Annotated in this window: 18 protein-coding genes and 2 pseudogenes; 1 reads left to right on the forward strand and 19 read right to left on the reverse strand. The window is 35.9% G+C overall.

All coding sequences use genetic code 11. From position 1 onward, the window contains the following. Positions 1-249 precede the first annotated feature (249 nt). The 4 genes from AC4BC5_RS04380 to AC4BC5_RS04395 form a co-directional block, all read right to left on the reverse strand. Positions 250-747 (reverse strand): LURP-one-related/scramblase family protein, encoded by a 498-nt coding sequence (locus AC4BC5_RS04380; protein WP_490496958.1) that lies wholly within the window; start codon positions 745-747, stop codon positions 250-252. An 11-nt stretch (positions 748-758) separates the two neighbouring features. Then, entirely contained in the window at positions 759-1,637 is an 879-nt protein-coding gene (locus AC4BC5_RS04385) for an SPFH domain-containing protein (protein ID WP_490496959.1), read from the reverse strand. Positions 1,638-1,753: 116 nt separating this feature from the next. Continuing rightward, positions 1,754-3,172: a glycoside hydrolase family 1 protein gene (locus AC4BC5_RS04390; protein WP_490496960.1), complete on the reverse strand. Its 1,419-nt coding sequence runs from the start codon at positions 3,170-3,172 to the stop codon at positions 1,754-1,756. Positions 3,173-3,184: 12 nt separating this feature from the next. Next, positions 3,185-4,477: a PTS sugar transporter subunit IIC gene (locus AC4BC5_RS04395; protein ID WP_490496961.1), complete on the reverse strand. Its 1,293-nt coding sequence runs from the start codon at positions 4,475-4,477 to the stop codon at positions 3,185-3,187. A gap of 162 nt (positions 4,478-4,639) precedes the next feature. Here AC4BC5_RS04395 and AC4BC5_RS04400 point away from each other — a divergent pair, with 162 nt between their 5' ends. After that, positions 4,640-5,341: a GntR family transcriptional regulator gene (locus AC4BC5_RS04400; RefSeq protein WP_490496962.1), complete on the forward strand. Its 702-nt coding sequence runs from the start codon at positions 4,640-4,642 to the stop codon at positions 5,339-5,341. Between the two features lie 357 nt (positions 5,342-5,698). On the opposite strand, the gene trhO is transcribed toward AC4BC5_RS04400, so the two are convergent. The 15 genes and pseudogenes from trhO to flgM form a co-directional block, all read right to left on the reverse strand. Then, complete coding sequence (gene trhO, locus AC4BC5_RS04405; RefSeq protein ID WP_490497498.1) at positions 5,699-6,652, reverse strand: oxygen-dependent tRNA uridine(34) hydroxylase TrhO; 954 nt, start codon at positions 6,650-6,652, stop codon at positions 5,699-5,701. A 174-nt stretch (positions 6,653-6,826) separates the two neighbouring features. Further along, the gene (locus AC4BC5_RS04410; RefSeq protein ID WP_490496963.1) at positions 6,827-8,524 is read right to left on the reverse strand and encodes a methyl-accepting chemotaxis protein; all 1,698 of its coding nucleotides are present in this window, start codon (positions 8,522-8,524) and stop codon (positions 6,827-6,829) included. Between the two features lie 359 nt (positions 8,525-8,883). Further along, positions 8,884-9,639 (reverse strand): alpha/beta fold hydrolase, encoded by a 756-nt coding sequence (locus AC4BC5_RS04415; RefSeq protein WP_490496964.1) that lies wholly within the window; start codon positions 9,637-9,639, stop codon positions 8,884-8,886. Between the two features lie 331 nt (positions 9,640-9,970). Further along, the gene (locus AC4BC5_RS04420; RefSeq protein WP_490496965.1) at positions 9,971-10,828 is read right to left on the reverse strand and encodes a C39 family peptidase; all 858 of its coding nucleotides are present in this window, start codon (positions 10,826-10,828) and stop codon (positions 9,971-9,973) included. Between the two features lie 57 nt (positions 10,829-10,885). Beyond that, complete coding sequence (locus tag AC4BC5_RS04425; protein WP_490496966.1) at positions 10,886-11,677, reverse strand: flagellar motor protein MotB; 792 nt, start codon at positions 11,675-11,677, stop codon at positions 10,886-10,888. A 15-nt stretch (positions 11,678-11,692) separates the two neighbouring features. Continuing rightward, a complete protein-coding gene (motA, locus tag AC4BC5_RS04430) occupies positions 11,693-12,460 on the reverse strand; it encodes a flagellar motor stator protein MotA (protein ID WP_490496967.1) in 768 nt (255 codons plus the stop codon). A 138-nt stretch (positions 12,461-12,598) separates the two neighbouring features. Further along, the gene (gene fliS, locus AC4BC5_RS04435; RefSeq protein WP_490496968.1) at positions 12,599-12,976 is read right to left on the reverse strand and encodes a flagellar export chaperone FliS; all 378 of its coding nucleotides are present in this window, start codon (positions 12,974-12,976) and stop codon (positions 12,599-12,601) included. 14 nt (positions 12,977-12,990) lie between these two features. After that, the gene (locus AC4BC5_RS04440; protein WP_490496969.1) at positions 12,991-13,317 is read right to left on the reverse strand and encodes a hypothetical protein; all 327 of its coding nucleotides are present in this window, start codon (positions 13,315-13,317) and stop codon (positions 12,991-12,993) included. Continuing rightward, a complete protein-coding gene (gene fliD / locus AC4BC5_RS04445; protein ID WP_490496970.1) occupies positions 13,314-14,717 on the reverse strand; it encodes a flagellar filament capping protein FliD in 1,404 nt (467 codons plus the stop codon). The genes AC4BC5_RS04440 and fliD overlap by 4 nt, the downstream gene beginning before the upstream one ends. Positions 14,718-14,842: 125 nt before the next feature. Then, positions 14,843-15,109: pseudogene (locus tag AC4BC5_RS04450) on the reverse strand (flagellin); the annotation flags it as partial. Positions 15,110-15,774: 665 nt separating this feature from the next. After that, positions 15,775-16,261 (reverse strand): annotated as a pseudogene (locus AC4BC5_RS04455) (flagellin N-terminal helical domain-containing protein); the annotation flags it as partial. Between the two features lie 262 nt (positions 16,262-16,523). Beyond that, complete coding sequence (gene flgL, locus AC4BC5_RS04460; RefSeq protein WP_490496971.1) at positions 16,524-17,498, reverse strand: flagellar hook-associated protein FlgL; 975 nt, start codon at positions 17,496-17,498, stop codon at positions 16,524-16,526. 4 nt (positions 17,499-17,502) lie between these two features. Continuing rightward, positions 17,503-18,963: a flagellar hook-associated protein FlgK gene (gene flgK / locus AC4BC5_RS04465; protein WP_490496972.1), complete on the reverse strand. Its 1,461-nt coding sequence runs from the start codon at positions 18,961-18,963 to the stop codon at positions 17,503-17,505. 12 nt (positions 18,964-18,975) lie between these two features. Next, the gene (locus AC4BC5_RS04470; RefSeq protein WP_490496973.1) at positions 18,976-19,344 is read right to left on the reverse strand and encodes a flagellar protein FlgN; all 369 of its coding nucleotides are present in this window, start codon (positions 19,342-19,344) and stop codon (positions 18,976-18,978) included. Between the two features lie 3 nt (positions 19,345-19,347). Next, positions 19,348-19,644, reverse strand: a complete 297-nt coding sequence (flgM, locus tag AC4BC5_RS04475) for a flagellar biosynthesis anti-sigma factor FlgM (RefSeq protein ID WP_490496974.1) — start codon at positions 19,642-19,644, stop codon at positions 19,348-19,350. Positions 19,645-19,708 lie beyond the last annotated feature (64 nt).

The raw sequence follows: 19,708 nt of genomic DNA on the forward strand, positions 1-19,708 counted from the left end.
AAAACGAATGTATTTAGAATTAAAAGTAAAATCCAACCCACAAAACACGTACATTCATATCTAAGCACTCGTTTATTATACACTTTAATTATTCGTTGTAAATACTTTTTGTAAAAAAAACGAAAGAAAATAACTAAACAAATAAAAACATCCCTTTTGCAAGCTAATTTTCGAATATTAGCATTAAAAAATAGCTGAAATCCAACTAAAAGACGAACAAAAAAAAGAGTGTAGCTTAAAAACTACACTCTAAGAACTACTAGAACTACTTGCTGCACTCTCGTCTGCTTTGACACAATCGATAGCAATCACTAATGAAATGATTAGCTGTTCCATCGCTTCATCTAAAATCGTCACTTCATACGTATCGCCCCAAGTAAACCATTTTTTATTAATATCAGCAATTTTTTTGCCGTGGACACGCACATCAAAGTCCATGTCCCACCAGTTTCCTTCGACATTTATCCCCCGTGAATCAATTGAATATCTAGGCTTAAATAAAGTAAATTCTTTTGTAATGGTAATCATTTCTTCACCAGCTACTTCAACGAAGAATTTAGGGAGCCAAGAAAATATTTTTTTCGTAATAACCCCAACTTCACGATGATTTTCATCTAAAATTTTGAATTCTTTCGGAATCTTAAAAAAGCTTCCTTCAACAAAATAACGCGGCTGTTGATTTTCATCCGTAATTGTAAACTTCTCACCAATACTAAAAACTTTTTGTTTAATATAGAGTTTTTTCATAACGAGGTCTCCTATCTCGATTTAGATTCTTGAACATCACCTGTATTAATAACAGGTTGCGTGCCACGATCAGTAATAATTGAGACAAGTAAATTGTTAATTAGCTGTACTTTGCGATCATCTGTAAAATTAATTTCTTGGCCTTCTTCAATTTGTTCCAATGCCATTTGTGTCATTGTCACTGCACCTTCTACAATCGTTTGGCGTGCCGCTAAAATAGCTTTTGCTTGTTGACGCTGCAACATGGCACTTGCAATTTCGGTTGAATACGCTAAATGATTCAAACGTGTTTCAATAACCTCTACTCCTGCTACTGCTAAACGTTCTTGTAATTCTTTGGCTAATTCGTCTGAAACTAAGCCTGTATTTCCTCGTAAAGTTACATCATCATCGCTAAATGAATCATATGGATATTGGGTCGCAACATGGCGAATCGCTGTTTCACTTTGAATTTCCACAAAATCTTGGTAATAATCGACATCAAATAATGCTTTAGCAGTATCGACAACTTTAAATACCACAACTGCTGAAATTTCGATTGGATTCCCATCATTATCGTTTACTTTCAATAATGAACTATTAAAATTGCGAACCTTTAACGATACATTAATTTTTTGTGTTAACGGTGTTGTAATAAATAAACCATTCGATTTGATTGTTCCTAAATATTTTCCAAAAAATAAAATAGCTTTTGCTTGATTGGGACCGACAATCGTCAATGAACTAATAAATAAGATAGAAATAATCCACAAAACGATGCTAACCACAATTTGAAAAACACTCTCTGTTACTACACCCAAATAAAACAAATAAATCCCTGCCAACATTAAGCCAATTAAAACAAACAAACCCAAGTAGCCATTTACATGAAATGTATTTTTTTCTTTCATTACATACCCTCCCTTTCTTCTATAGTATCCCATATAGTTAAAAAAATAAAATCAGGCGTTAGAAGTATTTAAAAAGATGATAGTAGCCTTTTTAAGAGCTACTACCATCTTTTAAATTATCGATACAGCTGTTCTTCTACTTTTAGGACCCTTTGATCAATCAATGACTGGTACCAAAGAGCAGATTTTTTCAGTGAGCGAGCTCGATTATTTTGCAAATCAATTCGAACCAAACCATAGCGATTTTTAAACGCATTCATTGGAGATACACAATCAGTAAACGCCCACAGCATATAACCTTCACAGTTTGCTCCATCTTCAACAGCTTTTAATAAATACCGTAAGTGCTCACTAATGAAATGAATACGATAGTCATCTTGAACAACTCCATCTTCATCTATATAACGCTCCTCATGCTCAGAGCCCATCCCATTTTCAGTAATTAACCACGGAATATCTCCATAGTTATCCTTGAGATACATCGCTAAATCGTACATAATTTGGGGATAAATTTCCCAACCTCTAGAATTATTCATTTTTCTTCCTGGTAAGTCAAAGGAATCAAAATAAGCTTCTGGATGAAAGGGTGTATCTGAATTCCATTGGTAACGAGGTGCTTGCACGCGTTTAGGATAATATTGATTAATCCCTAAAAAATCAACCGGATTTTCTTTAATAATTTGTTGCTCTTCTTCAGTTGGATCAAAATAAATTCCATGTTTTTTACATAAATCAATTAATTTTTGAGGATATTGACCTTTAATCATCGGATCAAAAAACACACGATTATAAAACAAGTCATACATTTCTTTTGCATGGCAATCTTCAGGTGAAGTTGAGCGAGCATAAACCATCTCTGGATTTAAGACACAACCGATTCGTCCTTCATATTGATTTTCATGAAAAATCTTAATAGCCTTGGCACTGGCTAATACTTTATGATAGTTCCACAGCATCCATTTTTTAGTATTTTGCTCATGTGGCCAACGAATGGCATCCAAATAACAACGTGTTTGAATGACAATTGGTTCATTGAACGTAAACCATTGTTTCACACGATCTCCATATCGTTCAAAAGCAATTCGTGCATACTCTGCATATAAATCTACTACTTTTTTTGATGACCAACCATCATATTTTTCTAATAAATACGCAGGCAACTCATAATGCTCCAAGCAAAGCATCGGTTCAACATTCGCCTCAAGCAAGGCATCAATAACTTGATTAATATGTTGAGCATACTCTTCATCAACAATCAAATTTTCGTAATCTGTAAAAAAACGAGCCCAGTTAATAGATGTCCGATAATGCGTCAAATGAATTTTTTTCATCAAATCAATATCATCCTGATATCTCTCCATAAAATTAGTCGCAACAGCTGGACCATAACCTTCGTGCCAGACAAAAAATTCTTCTTTATACCAGCTATCTAAAAAGGAATCTTGTCCTTCTTTTTTGCCTTGCCAACCTTCTGTCTGCCAAGCTGATGATGCTGCACCTAATATAAAATTTTCGGGAACTTGAATTTCTAACATGTTCATCCTCCTTTATATAGTTCCATTTTTTGTACGATTCGTAGTTAATACGAAAGGTAGATAGATTAAAATTGATAGAGCAATACAAAAGGCTTGCGTAATTACTGCTCCAATATCTCCAGCAGTTGCTAGATATGCATTGATTAGTGGTGGTGTTGGCCAAGGAACCATTACCACAGCCTTTGCGGCAAAACCAATTGATGTGGCAATATAACCAATCGTCCCCGTAATCAGAGGCGTCAAGATAAACGGGATTGCCAAGATTGGATTTAACATAATGGGCATCCCAAAAATGACGGGCTCATTGATATTGAAAATACCTGGTGCTAACGATAATTTAGTAATCTGTTTCATATCTTCACGTTTGCCAGCAATTAAGATAGCAATCAATAGACCAATCGTTACGCCAGACCCTCCCATGCTCATATACATATCCCAAAATGGCATTGTAATGATATTTGGGATCTCTTTTCCAGCTTCGAAAGCTTCTGTATTCACCGCAATCGCAGCTAATAAAAGCGGTTCTCTGACGGGTTTAACCATTTGATTTCCATGAATCCCAATGACCCAAAAAATTTGAGCAATAAACATTAATAATAAAATCCCTGGTAACCCTTGCACGATTCCTTCTAACAGCCGTTGAACAATATTATAAATAATATCGTATACATACATTCCTGTAATAGCTTTAACAATAAAACCAGCCATTGCAATTGTTACTACCGTTAAGACGGTTGGAAATAATGCTGAAAAGCTTGATGCAACATTTGTTGGTACAGTATCAGGCATCTTTAACTGTAACTTCTCCTGCCTACCTAACCAACAATACAATTCGATTGAAACAATAGCAACAAACATCCCCAGAAAAAGACCTTTAGTATCTGTATACTGTTTAGCTAAAACATTTTCAGCTACCACAGAAATATCTTCGCTAACTACAGTATAAACGGTTGGATTGACCGATAAATAAGACATGACTGCAACAATTCCTGGAAATACGCCATCCACTTTATTTAATTTTGCTAACTCAATTCCAATTAAAAAAACAGCATAAATGGTTAAAAAACTTAGTGTCACATAACTAACTGCTGATGAAACAGGTTTTAATTCTGCTAAAAAGCTCAACGCATTAATTTTAGCTAATCCATTTTCTGAGTCAAAAATCATTGCAGAAAATAGTGTGCCAAAAGCTCCAGTGATAATAACTGGAATTAATGCCGCAAAAGCATTTTTGATAACAATAATGTAACGTAAACTATTAATTTTTGTTGCTACATTTCCTAAAACACTTGCAAATTTTTCCATCAAATTCCCTCCTGATTCGTTTAACCTTTTCGAAAGTAACCGATTACAAAGTAAATTTAACTTATCTTTTCAAATATGTAAACGACACGAAGCCACTATGTAAATAAATAAATTTACATAGTGGCTAAAATAGTTTATTCTAGCTTGAGAAGAGGTGTTACTATGGCAAAATATCATGAAATCGCAACCGATATTCGCTCCAAAATAACTAACGGACTTTATAAAAAACAAGAAAAACTACCGAAACAAACCGAATTGGCATACTATTATAAAACTAGCCGCGTTACCATTCAAAAAGCATTGGATTTGTTGCATCTCGAAGGTCTCATCTACGGACGTAAAGGCATTGGCACTTTTGTTACTGGTCCTTTGTCTATTTTCGATTACAATGCGCAAACACATCGTGGTTTAACAAAACGTTTAGGTGAATTAGGTGAGTTAACTAGTAAAATTATCTCTTTTGATGTGTTATTTCCTGATGAAGAGGAGCAAAAAAAATTAAAAATCAATAAAAATGATCCAATTTATGATATTGTTCGTTTACGCTTATTGGATAATGAACCACTTTCTCTAGAATATACGATAATGCCTGTACATCTTATTCCAGGCATTGATGAAGAGATTTTAAAATCTTCTATTTATCACTACATTAATGATCATTTAAACTTAGAAATTGGTACATCCATCCGACGTATTAAAGCTGACAAAGCTGATGTCTATGACCAAAGTTATCTCAATTGCGAAGTTCACGACCCTGTGTTAGAAGTAGAACAAACAGTTTATTTAAAAAATGGTATTCCTTTTGAAGTCTCTCACGCAAGACACCGCTATGACAAAGGTGACTTTACAGTTATTTCAGATTAAAAAACAACTGTATTTTCCTTTTAAAGAAATTACAGTTGTTTTGCTGTTACTTACATCCTTTTTGTATCCCATAGATCAATAGGAATGAACCTGTATGGATGGTACTAATAAAGGAGGTGTAAAAATGGTTTCACTAATTTGTGGAAAGCCGACTAGACAGACTAATAATGCTAAACCAATTTTATTTGATTCGATGTTTTTTCCATAATTCGCTCCTAAAAGTTTAATTATCTAAGAAAAAAACATCCTTTACAGGGCAGCGGTGGAAACCTGATTTCTATGCGATAATAAAAATTCATAGCCTCATCCCTTTCTAAAATAAAAAAGCACAATTCCTAAGAATCATGCTTTCAATAATTATGCAGTTGCTTCTGGAGCGATTGCTGATAAACGAGCTTCACGTTCTTCTGGTGAAATATTATGAGCAACTACATAGCGATTGTTTTCACTGGCTGCACATTCATAACAACAACCACCTAAATGTTTTGCTTCATTTTCTTCAGAACTCAAAATTTGACGGTTACATTCTGGATTCGCACAGTTAATATAACGTTCGCAAGGCGTTCCATCAAACCAATCTTTACCGATAACTTGTTTATCAACATGATTAATTTCAACACTGATACGATCATCAAACACATACATTTTGCCATCCCATAGTTCGCCTTGAACTTCAGGATCTTTTCCATACATCGCAATTCCACCATGTAATTGTGCCACGTCTTCAACACCTTCACGTAATAACCAGCCAGAGAATTTCTCACAGCGAATGCCACCTGTACAGTAAGTCACTACTTTTTTATCCATGAATTTTTCTTTGTTATCACGAATCCATTGTGGCAATTCGCGGAAACTGCGAATATCCGGACGAACAGCACCACGGAAGTGACCTAAATCAAACTCGTAATCATTACGTGCATCTAATACAATTGTATCTTCATCTAGTAAAGCTTCTTTAAATTCTTTTGGATCCAAATATTTGCCTGTTAATTCATGTGGATCAATATCATCTTCTAGATTTAAAGCTACTAATTCTTTACGAGGACGAACGAACATTTTTCTAAACGCATGGCCTTCTGCTTCATCGATTTTAAACCAAGTATCTTTAAAACGTTCGTCAGCATGCATGTGTTCCATGTAAGCATTTGTTGCTTCGATTGTTCCTGAAACAGTTCCATTAATGCCTTCTTCCGCAACTAAAATGCGACCTTTTAACCCGATTGATTTACAAAACGCTAAGTGCTCTTTGGCAAACATTTCTGGGTCTTCAATTGTTGTGTAATTATAATATAGTAATACGCGGTAATCCATTTTTCTCATTACTCCTCCTTCAAGTCATACATGATTCATTATATGAAATATTCTCACAAAAAACGATTTTTTTGCTTGTTATAAAAATCACATTTTTTATATAAAAGAAGGTTTTCGATATTTTACCAAGAAGTCTCGCCATTAACCGACTATTCCTATTTTTTTGCGTACCCTTTACAGTTGAAACTGCTCCACACTTACTTTTAACTCATCTGCAATTTCAGAGAGTGCTTTTGCTACATCCACGAATTCTTGCATAACAATCGCTTGTTGTTCACTAGTATCCATAATCGTATCTGTACTTGTTGAAACTTGATGTGATAATTCGGCAACTGAATCGATTTCTTCGACCAACTGCTGCATACTTTCTTTACTATTGATAATTTCTGTTGATAAAGCTAGCGCTTCTTCTGACACATTGGAAGAAATTTTTGTTAATCCATCAAAGGAATGATGCGTTTTTTGAATGTACGTCATCCCTTCTTCAACCGCTTGTTGACCTTGCTCTGCTTTAGCAACAGAAGCCTCAGACTCTTTTTGAATCTCCAAAATTAATAAACCAATTTCTTGAGTAGCTCCCTTAGTTTCTTCAGCTAGTTTTCTGACTTCATCAGAGACAACTAAAAAACCAGCACCATGATCACCCGCTCGCGCTGCTTCAATGGCCGCATTCAAAGCTAAAAGATTTGTTTGACTAGAAATCTTAGTAATCAATGCAATAATTTGATCAATTTCTTTTAATCGCTGATTTAAATGCTGGGTAATCTGATTGGCATCACTCGTTGTTTTTTGAATTTGTTTCATTTTGCTCATCGTTTTATTAACAATTTGTTGGCCCTCTAGAGACAAATCAGTTGCTTGTTGTGAAGAATTAGAAACTATTGTAAGTAGATGGCTTATTTTTTGAATACTTTGGGCAATTATTTTTAAATCAACATTGGCTTTATCTGTCAAATTTGTCTGCTGAGCAATGTGCTCAACGACTGATTGGATTGACTGAGTCGCTATTTGGGTATCTTCTTGTACACTTTCTGCACTTGCATAGACTTCCTGTGAACTTGCTCCAATTTGGTTGGAAGTGTGCCCCACCTGAATAATCAACGCCCGCAATCCGGCAACCATTGAATTAAATTGTTTAGAAAGGATTCCTAGTTCATCCTCCGAATAAATCGTTAATGGTTGAATAGATAAATTTCCTTTCGTAAGCTCATCAACGTTTTTGTTAATTCCCTTAATCGGTCGTAACATTCTACGAGTGAATGCCATCGTCAGTAACGCAGCAAAAATGGGTAGAAGCAAACTAATCAAAATAGTCGTTTTATTTGCCTCCCACGTTCGTTGACTAACAATAGCACCATCAAAATCAATAGCATTAACACCAATGACTTCATTATGATGATCATGATTTTTAAAAATCGGTGCATATCCTGTAACTTTTTTTCTTCCGTCTTGAGTGTAAACAGCTGTCGAAGCAACTTCCCCTTGTTTTAATTTTTCGATTATTTCCTTTTCTAAAGGGAATTTGTCTCCTACTTCATAACCTTGTTTTTTCAGATGCGTATCAGAAGCCACTAACACCCCATCTAACGTTAAAATATAACTTGCTGAGAATATATGCTTGTGATCAATTGTCCATTCTAACTGGTTCTCAATTTTCGACAATAAACGCTCATCGCCTTGTATCAACTGAAATAATTCCTCAGCAGCCAGTATTCCAGTTGTTATATTGGCACAACCTGTCAGCTCTATTCCAGCTGATTTTAGTGTTTCTCTGTAACTAAAATAATAATTCACTGATCCTATAATTGCGCCACTAATAAAAACAATTAATGTCGAAATTAAAGTGATTTTCTTAATAAGACTATTTTTCATATTTCCTCCTAGATGTAACAGCATGTGCAACATTAAACAATACCTGCTACTTCTATCGGTTGTTGATTGAAAACTTTAAAGCAAAAACAAACTTTGAAAAAAATTTTTTAATTGATTTAACTGTTTTATTTCAACATTCACCTCACACATTATTCAGTCATTTATCCTTTATCCACAGTATTTTAAGATGATTTTTTCATACATTTAATGACAGTTAGATTAGTTGGTATCTTCTATTGGTTTAATGCTGATTAAAACACTTTTATAGTTAAAAATAACTTGTTATATTTTTAACATGATTATGAGAGATATCCAAATTCTTCAAAATGTTTCTAGTAAATAAAAAAATCTCGCTCCCCTTATTCATTGGAGAGCGAGTTCTTATACGCTGTAACAAAAAAGTCAGTAACTTCCGTCATAGTTGCGCCTTTAACCAGATGACCTTCTTCAGTAGCATGGAAAGTAATCACCTCGTTCGCATATTTTTCTACAAAATTAGCAACATGTTCAAACGGAATTTTTTCATCGTTTTTTCCATGCCAGAAAAATAAAGGACGCTGAGGAATCTCTGGATACCAGCTGTCTAAATCATAGGCTTCAATCCAGCTTGTCAATAAATGATAATCTTTTGGAAGATTTCTTCCAAATTTTTTGATATTGGTCTCTAATGCCGTTCGATAGCTCAAGTATGCTGGTGATCCCATCACACAAGCAGCTGCCGAAATCTCTGGGTGCTGTGTCAATAAACCACACGTTGTCATCCCGCCCATCGAGATACCGCCTACACCAATAAAATCATCTACCAATTCTAGCTGCTTAAAAAAATCAATGATAGATGAAAATTCAAACAAGTTCGTTTGAATACTTTGCCAAAAAGTCAATGACGGTATAGTCGATACTGGACTTTTACGTTCTCCATGATTTTCTGCATCAGGTAAAATCACACGAAATCCTGCTTGTGCTAGCTTTCGCCCTTGTGTTAGAACCAATTCTTTTTGCGTTTGCCATCCATGATAGTAAACAATCAATGGACGCTTTTCATATAGTGCCGTTTGTTCAACAACTTCCAATAACGGAATAGTGCCAACTAAGCGACGTCTTACTTCAATTTTCATGCCTTCACCTCTTACTAATTATAAGTTAAAAAAAAGTTTTTTACGAAAAACATGCTTCCTTACTACACAATTGACTATCGAACCTCTCACTGAAAAGGAGCAATCAATGGACATTTTTAAAAGAGAACCATCTTTATAAGTGACTGGTACACACTGAACTATCACTGTATACTTTTTTTGAACACTTTTTGAAGCCATCCTTGTATTTCAACTGAATAATAGTCCCTAGCTTCTAAGCTATACATCAGGCCAATTAAGACGTTTATCACTAGGAAAATTTAGCTAGTTCCATATAAAAACAGAGAACATTTCTGTCCTCTGTTTTAAATTATTAATTTTTTTTCAAATATATTGATTGACTACCCATTTTTTCGTAAATTGCTTTCATCTCGCCAATCTTAATTTCCTTTTCTTCTTCCCCTAATGGATCGTTGATATACACACGATATTGATCCATTCCGACAATCACCACCGCATGAATATATTTCGGCATATTCATCATACCGGCTGCTGTCGGCCACTGTTGATAATCACCCTTACGAGGAACTTTCAAATCTTTACTTGTAGTAATCCATACAGGACGATTTTTTTGAACTTGTTCTAATAATTCTTCAAAGGGCATTTGATCACTCATCACCACTTGATAGTTCTCACCCACAATTTCTTGGGCCACTTTAGCAATTGGTTCAGCTAAAACACCTAATGCTTTTCCTTTTTCTAAATTACCAACAAAACCTTTTGTGGGATCCCCATGTAAGCCATCTTTTTCATAAGCTTCAATGGGTAATTTTTCAGCTAACTCATTTTTACTGGTACCTACTCGATAATAATTTAGCAACATCGACAAAGCTGTAATGCCACCACCATTTTCCAGGGCAGGTTTATCTAATTGATTTTCAAAAGGCACGTCAAAGCGGATTGTTTTAACAAATTTACGTGAGCCTTCTTTTTCCAATGGTTCATCACGTGGTGTAATTGTTATTTGATTGTCTTGATTATACGTTGCTTCCTCGTTGTAGTCTTTAGTCGGTTCTTCAATTGTTTCTTCAGTTGTACTCGCTTGTGTTTCTGAACTAGCCGCTTCTTCTGTCGGTGTTGTTTTGTCGTCTTTCAAAAAGAAATAATACGCCCCAAAACAACCAGCAGCGAAAATGAGCAATGCAATCAGCATTCGTAGCCCTTTTCTCATTTTTTCTCCTCCTTGATAAGAAAATAAGACGGAGCGACTACACGCAGTAGCTCAGTCTTATTCATAATCTTTATAAACAATAATTTCCACTCGTCGATTTTTTGTGCGACCTTCTGCTGTCTGATTGGTTGCCATCGGTTGTGTATCTGCAAAGGCTTGAATCGAAGCTTTATCTGACTTCACGCCAGCCGTTCCCACCAAATAATCTCTCACAGCAATTGCCCGTTTAGCACTCAATTCCCAGTTTGTCGAATTTGGATCTGGAACATTGTCGGTATGACCTGCAATTGTCACTTCTTTATTTAGCTCTTTGATATGACCAGAAATCAAATCTAAATATTGACGAACCGAATTTGATAGATTCGTACTTCCAGAGTGAAATAAGATACTGTCTTCAAGAGAAATATGAATCCCGTCAGACCGTAATGACACTTCTACATCGCCATCCAAATCGGCATCAGCTAACGCTTGTTTAATGTCTTCACGAGCTGCTGCCATTTTTTGGTCTTCCAATTTTTGGGCTAATATGGCTTCTTTTGCTGCTTCTCCTGAAATAGAGCGCACTTCATTGCCAGTACCGGTTTTCTCGCCACTACCGTTACCCGCTTGTTCAATTGGTACCACGCGACTAACACCTAAATCAACAACATTCCCAATAATCGAATCGCTACCACTCCGTGAAGAAAAAATTGTTCCAAATTCACTACGAAACTCTTCAAATTTTTCTTCATCGACCCTTGCCATCGCAAACATTACGATGAACAATGCCAGTAACAGCGTCATCATATCCGAGTATGGAAGCAACCAAGCTTCATCATGGTGTTCTTCATGTTTTTTCTTTCTTTTCATTGCTTCTCACACCCTCTACTCATCATTTGATGAACGTTTACTCGGCTCAATTAAGCTGTTTAATTTTTGTTCAATGTTTTTCGGTGTTTGTCCTGCTTGAATCGCCATCACCCCTTCAATGATAATCATCATTGTTTGCACTTCGATTGCTGATTTAGAGGTTAAACGAGAACCAAATGGCACCAAGATCACATATCCTAAGAAAATCCCATAAATTGTCGCTACGAACGCAGCCGAGATCATATGTCCTAACGCGTCTACATCATTTAAATTTCCTAATGCACCAATCAGACCAATAACCGCGCCTAATACGCCTAATGTTGGTGCAGCTGCTCCAGCAGTTTTCAACATCTGTGCCGCAGTACGGTGTCGTTCTTCAATACCGACAATTTCATTTTCCATAATTTCTCGGATTTGTTCTGGATCAACACCATCCACTACCATTTCTAGCCCCTTTTTCATAAAAGGATTTTCTAAACTTTCTACACTACTTTCTAAGGCTAACACGCCATCACGACGTGCAAGATTGGCTAATTCAACAATTTTTTCGATAACTTCTGTAACATTCTCTTTGTCATTTCGCATTAATGCGCCAAAAATTTTCGGTAGGCGTTTAATTTCACTTCCAGGAAATGAATTGACTAACGCAGCAATTGTTCCTATAAAGATAATCATCGCAGCAGCCGGATTGATTAAAACCATGACATTTGCACCTTTTAAAATCATCCCGACAACAACGGAGACAAAACCTAATATAATCCCAACTATTAAAAATATATCCATTTGACCGATCCTCCTGCTACTGATTTACACATTATCATTTTATACTATCGGCTTTTTTGATTTATTTTTTAAGAGACAAATCAAAAAAACCAGTAAATTCTGCCAAGTTTTCTTGCAACAGAACCGACTGATTTTCAATTATTTTGTTTCTGAAATTTGTTTCCACGCATCTAATAACTCTGTTAATAATTTTTGGACTTCATCCATTGCTTCAGTATCACGATCAATATTAGCAATTACCAAACGCTGGTGCATATATTCGTAAAGTTGAATCAAATCTTGTGGAATGGAACTTTCAACCTTTTCGTTAATTGAATAACGTAACTCTAAAACAATATCTTGCGCTTTAATCAAATTTTCGCCCATTTGTGCAAGCTTGCCAGTTTCCAAGGCTAGTTTTGCAACGCGAATTTTTTTGATTGCTCCTTCTAATAACATTTCGATTAGTTTATTGGGTGATGCACTCATCACTTGGGTTTTAAAATAATTATTTTGCATAGATTGGGCTTGATACATCTTTTTTCTCACTTTCAATAATAGAATTCATAATCAGGTGACACAGGTTGTGCATACGCATTACGTTTAGTTGCTCGTTGATTTAATAATGACATTTCTTTGGCAACTTCTTCTTTTTTTGTCTTCATTTGTAGTAATAATTCTTGGTATTTTACAATTACTTGCCTTGCTAAAACTTCATTGGCTTGAAAACCACCTGTCGATTGTGCCACAATAGTTAGTTTGAGTTCACAGTGCTCTAGCAATGTCTCTATTTGATCAATCTCGCCATTCCATTTATTCATTTGCTCCAATAAATATTCCAATACTTCTTTGACAAGCCGTTCTTCATTCGTCATCATTTCCCACCATTAAATGAATCAACTTGACTAATCAACCAAGACATTTGCTCTTCAGCTTTCATCATTGCTTGATCCAATCGCGTAAACATATCCACATAACGCGCTTTTTTCTGCTCTAAGACTTCATCTAAACGGGTAATTTGTTTATTTAAATCTTTAATACTCGCTTCATATGATTCGAATTTTGTTGCCAAAATCCCTTTATTATCACTTTTTTCCGACAAATATTTGTCAGCAATATCTTTTAGCGCTACCGAGTAGCCACTAGTTTTAGTACTTTCGCCAGTTTTTTCTGATTTAAAGAAGAAATCTTTTAAGGCATCGGGGTCTTTGGCTAGCGCTTCATCGAATTTTTTTTCGTCTAAGGCTAAGGTTCCTTGACGATCGGTAATCGAAATCCCTACATCCCCCGCTTTTAAGCCACCACCTGAAGCATAGGGTGGTGCAACCATATTACGTAATTCTGTTTGCAAACGAATTAAGGTACTATCGCCCGCTAACGCACCGGCATCGGTATTTTTTTCTGCACTAGGATCGCCAACTTTTAATTTGTCATTAATTAACGTCATCAAACTATTATATTGCGCAACAAAATCTTTCACCGCAGTTTTGACTTTGGACGTATCATTGGTTAACGAAAGGGAAACATCTTTGCCTTCTTCGGTTTTTTGTAATAATTCAAAAGTTACGCCTTCAATGACATCATCTACCGTGTTTGATTGACGCGTAATTTCAATATCGTTTAAGACAAATTTGGCATCTTGTCCACGCACTAACGCAGCATCAGCTAATCCCAATTCTTCCTTCACCGCACCTTCCACTGTAAAGGTACGCTCACCGGTTTTTTTATCTTCTAAAACCAAGCGATTATCAACAACTGTTGCCGTAATATTGGAATTTTTAGTTTCTTTGTTAATTTTCGCCGCCACATCTTTTAAGCTATCGGTTCCACTAATATCAAAGGTAAATTCATTGTTGGTGTCATCGGCAGTTTTAATCGTTAATGTCCCTGACGCTAACAAGGCTTTATCATTCGACTCTAGGCGCGTCCCCGTCAAACGAGAAGACGTCGCTAACTCTTTGACTTGGATGTTGTACTTACCTTCACCGGCTGTAGCCGTTCCTGAAATCTTCACCGTCTTGTCATCAGAAGTTGTGGCTTTTTTTGATTGGAATGTATCTAATTTTTGTAAATCTTCGGTTCGCTTCAAAAAATTAGTTAATCGTGTCTTGATATCACTCCAAGCAGTTTTTTCATTTTGGATATCCGTAATACGATTTTGGGCACGCATTTTCGGAATGGCATCTCCCTGCAACAGCTGATCAATTTGTTCCGCGCCAATACCAGAATATTGACCTAAGATACTACTAATCCCGGATGCACCTGTAATACTTGCCATATTCGATCCCTTCTTTCTCTATGTAATCTTACTATACTTAGTAATACTATCGGTAGCTAACTAGCTAAATTTAAGTAGAAAATAAAAAAGAATCGACTTGCGCCGATTCTTTTTAAAACAGAGTATTAACCTTGTAATAAGCCTAATACGCTGTTTGGCATAGCATTTGCTTGAGATAACATTGAAGTTGCTGCTTGAGAAAGGATGTTGCTCTTAGTAAAGCTCATCATTTCTTCTGCCATATCAACATCACGGATACGTGAGTTCGCTTCTGATAAGTTTTCTTTCGTTGTTGTTAAGTTTTTAACAGTATGAGATAAACGGTTTTGTGCCGCACCTAAGTCAGAACGTTGACCAGAAACAGATTTAATTGCTGCATCAATATCTGCAATTGCATCAGATGCTGCCGCGCGTCCTAATGAATCTAATGCTTGTGTTTTAGCTGATTCTAAATTAGCTGCTGCTGCTTCTTTTTCTTCAAGTTTTACTTGAGCATCAGTATACCCAGCTAAATCACCCTTAGCATTACTTAAGCCAGCTGTTTCAGTAGTATTATCTGCTGGAATTACCAAGCCCTCAAGAGCTGTTTTTAATGACCCCAAAGTGCTAGTTCCAAAAGAAATCCCTACTTCTGCTGTATGAAGATTAGCTACAAACGTTTCAGCCTCAGCAGCGCTCATAACACCAGCAGCAGATCCTTTTCCTTTACCTGTAAAATATGATACTAATTGTGCATCATTCTCAATAGTTGTTGAAGCATCTGAAGCATCAATTAAGTCATCTGCATTTGCTGAAAGGTCTTCTGCTGCTCCATCAATAGCAATTAATGCATTCGTTTTGTCCAAAGCTGTTTGTGCTGTATTAACAGCCCCTACAAATGATTCTCTGCTTACCATTTTTCCATCAGTATCTAAATATTTAGCATCAATAGTAGCTGCTTCTGTTATTGCTGTTTGATTTCGAGATTCAGCATCTGTATAAACTTTATCTGCTCTAATTGCATCTTCTGATTCATTACCAGAAAGTTTAGCATTTTTTAAGCCTAATGTTGTTGAATCCATTTTGCCAATTGTTACTGACATTGTTTGTCCACCATTAGCACCAATTTGGAAAGTGAAGTTTTGTCCTTCAGTATTCAACAATTTTTTGGTATTGAATTCAGTTGTATCTGAAATACGAGTAATTTCTGTTTTCAATGCATCAAATTCTTTATTGATTTCAGCACGGTCATCTTGGCTTAATGTTCCGTTGGCACCTTGGACAGCTAAGTCACGCATACGACCTAAGATTGCATGTGTTTCGTTTAATGCACCTTCAGCTGTTTGGATTAATGATACGCCATCTTGTGCATTACGTACAGCTTGATTTAAACCGCCAACTTGGCCTTTCATTTTTTCAGAGATAGCTAAACCAGCAGCATCGTCGCCGGCTTTGTTAATGCGTAGTCCTGATGATAATTTTGACAATGATTCACTTTTAGAAGCATTGGCATTAGTCAAACGACCATAAGTATTCATTGCAGAGATATTTGTATTAATTCTCATGTTTGTTTCCTCCTAATTTTCATTCATCTTTCGTTAAGGTTTCCCCTCTGTTATATAATATCGGTGGTTTCTTTTTAGAGTTAATAGTGAATTGCTATTTTTTCTAAAAAATCCCAACTTTTTATCTAACCAAACACAGGTTTATCCTCTGCTATTATGTATCGGAAAGTAATTAGCTTTTTTAAGAGAAGAATGGGGATTTTTTTAATTTATAAATTTTTTCTTTTGAAATAAAAAAGAGCTCGCACACGGCTCACTCTTTTTAACGAACATAATCCAAAATACTGGTCTGCATAATCTTAGTTCCCATCGCCATTGTCGTTTGATAGGCTAACATCTGGTTTTGATATTCCATATACTTTTCAGCAATATCAACATCTTGTCGTTCAGATAAAGCACTTGTTAAATTAATTTTATCTGCTTCATTGCGATCTTGCGCAGACTTCAAGCGATTATCCACAGCGCCAATCTTTGTTCGGAAATTGACGATATTATCACTAAATGTATCGATTTGTTTCATGAAATCTTCGGCAAAAATTTGTAAATCAGCATCATTACCAGAAGGTCTTGTTATAGGGTCATTATCGGATGATTCCCCTAAATAGATGTTCATTTGATTAATAACATCACTAAAAAAGTCATTCAAACTTTCTCCGTCTACACTCATCATCGCGTTGCCATTAGTAGGTACATCAATCGTCACGTTGTCTGCAATTTCACGAGAAACATCTACTGTTGAGCCTTTGTAGGAAATCCCAATCACTTCACTTTTGGGGTCTGCTGGATCTCTTCTAACGACTGAAAATGGGGGTTCAGTCGTATTTTGTCCACCAAAAACATAACGACCATCAAAATTGGTATTTAAGGCTTCAACAATTCCTTGAATTTCTTGCTGAATTTCATTTTTATTTGCTCGAACAGCATCTGCATCTTTGGTTCCAGAACCTGTCGATTGAATCAAATCTCGAATACGACGCATTGAATCACCAACATTCGATAGGGCACCGTCTTGGGTTTGCACCCAAGAACGTGTGTCCTTAATCTCTTGATTAAATGTCGCATTACGAGATAAGGATACATTTAAATTCATAATCTTAGAAACCAACAATGGATTATCTGATGATTGACTCACTTCTTTTAGGCTTGATAATTGATTTAATGTTTTTTGAACTTTTGAGGCATTGGCGCCTAGGTTTTTAATAAAATCATTATATGTTACATTTGTTGAAACTCGCATGGGCCTACGCTCCTGTTCTGTTGATTAGTGTATCAAGCATATCTGAAATGGTTTGAATAACACGAGCATTTGCTTGAAAAGCTTGTGAGAAACGGATAACATCTGAAACTTCTTCATTCAAATTCACACCAGATATTGATTCATTTTTATACTCTAATTGATTTAATACGGTTAGTTGAGACGCTGCAATATTATCTGCTTGTTGTTTGGAAATTCCATTTTTTGTTACGATGTTATTGTAACGTTCAGCAAAGGTCATTTGATCGCCCGCATCTTTTGTATTAAACAATTTTTCGATGTCTTTTGCCAATGAGCCATCTCCTGGAGCAGGGGTTGTCCCTTTTCCCGTTTTTAAAGTAGCTGGATTATCTTGTAGCGATTGATTAACTTTAATATTTTCTAATACTTTTGTCGGATCTGTTCCTAAATCAAAGAAATCAATCCCGGCTTCATTGCGATAAGTTGTATTGATTGTTTCAGCAAACTTCGTAACAAAGGTATTTAACTCTGTGAATCGTTCATCAATCTCCTTGCTAGCTGCTTGAAAACCACCAATTTCTCCTTCATTTACGTCAATTGCTTTGAAAGCTGGCTCAGTTGGTGTGTAGTCTTCGTCTTCAATAACAATTGTTCCAATAGGTAGATTGTCAGTAATTGTTACCTTATTGTTCGCATCGCCACCAACAGATACTTGTCCTTCTCCTGATACGACACTGATTTTTTTATGACCCTGAATGTCTAGAACTGTTTCACCATTTTTACCACCAATTTTTAGTTCCGATACCCGTCCGTAACTATCGAAAGTAGTAGAAATATCCGCTAGTCCAGCAATATCTTTTAATAAAGAGTCACGAGTATCTAATAAGTCGTTGGGTACATTTCCATTAGAAGAAATCGAAAAAATTTGGTCATTTAGAATGGATAGCTGTTCTAATTTCTCATTGAAATCCATCGCACCTTTTTCAAGGTTACTAGTAATTTCTCCTTTTAATTGAGAAATTTGGCCAGCCATTTCTCGTACCATATCTGCAAAAGAAGCTGAATTCTCAATAACTAAAGATTTTGAAGTAACTAATTCTGGATTACTTCCTAATTTAGACCACGCATCATACATCACAGATAATTGATTGATAATTCCTGTTTCAGAAGGTTCGTTCATGAAATGTTCCAGTTGTCCTAATGCATCTGACTTTTGTTCATACATCCGAAATTTCGAATACGCATCGCGTGTTTGATTACGAATAAAAGGATCCACAATCCGATCGACGCTTGCTGCCGAAACACCCATTCCGATTGCCCCTACCCCTGACATGTAGTAAGGGCGTTCTGTAGTCATATGTACGCGTTGGCGTGAATACCCATCTGTATTTGTATTCGCTATATTATGTCCGCTTGTTTGTAAGGCGGTTTGGTTGGCATTCATGCCGCGTGTTGCAGTGCCTAACATCCCAAATAAACCTGTCATTGCGTGTTCCTCCTAAAATTCTGTATCTACCAGACTAGTTGGCGCTAGTTGCTGATAAGGTGCGTTAGGCGTCTTTGAATACGTCTGTTTGGTTGCTGATTGCATTGTATCCTTAACCGCTTGCATCAGTACCTCTTGGTAACTGATTGCCTGTTGTGTTAAAAGCAAATTTTCTTCTTGCTGAAATTGAATTTGCTGAATCAACTTACGTATTTTATCCGTCACTTCACCTGTATAAGAATTAAATAGTGGAACAAAAGCTTCTTTTTTTGCCACTATTTCTTCTAGCTTCTCAGATTGCCCTTTGATAAGATAATTTTTTTCTTTTTTTAATAAACTAGAAAATGCCACTAATTTACGTTCAAATTCAGTCGTTGTCATAGATTAGATGTCCTTTGCTGTTGTCATTGCTTGAACCATACTTGTCGCAATTTCTTCGGCAGACACTTGATAGGTTCCTTCTTGAATCGCTTTTTTCAATGCAGCTACTTTATCAGCTCGGGCAGTTTCAGTTTGGTCATTCACTTGTGTTTGTCGAATTTTTTGTGTTGTCTCAGATAAATCAATATTGTCTTTCGTTGGATTGATTTGTTTTGATTGACTGTATGCTACTTCAGCTTGCTTTTTTTTCGACTGTAGCATATGTTCTGTGTATTCGCCATAACCTCTTTCGATTTTCATACAGAGCCCTCCTTTGTCATTCTTTTATTCTCTGATATATATTATCGGTTAAAAATAAAAAAAG

Source organism: Enterococcus sp. AMC2644, assembly GCF_058216475.1.